The following is a 224-nucleotide window of genomic DNA, read 5'->3' as shown; positions in this document are numbered from 1 at the left end:
GATCAAGTTCATCTGGGACCAGGGCCTGATCTCGCCCGGCGCGCTCGCAGTGCTCAAGGGCAACCCGGGCGGCAAGGACGCGGCGATGAAGTTCATCGCCAGCGCCCAGGACCCGCAAAAGCAGCTGGTGATGTTCGACAAGCTCGGTCAGGGTCCGGCCAATCCGGCGGCCGACGCGCTGATCCCCGCCGACAAGAAGCGCATCAATCCGGTCGACCCCGAAA

At 65.6% G+C, this 224-nt stretch carries 1 pseudogene; it reads left to right on the top strand.

The window, feature by feature from the left end:
• Positions 1–224 (top strand): annotated as a pseudogene (locus E5W87_RS32980) (ABC transporter substrate-binding protein); the annotation flags it as partial.

Source organism: Mesorhizobium sp. (genome assembly GCF_004962925.1).
In the GTDB taxonomy this organism is placed as follows: Bacteria; Pseudomonadota; Alphaproteobacteria; order Rhizobiales; family Rhizobiaceae; genus Mesorhizobium.
This window is presented reverse-complemented; position numbering and strand designations above follow the sequence as displayed.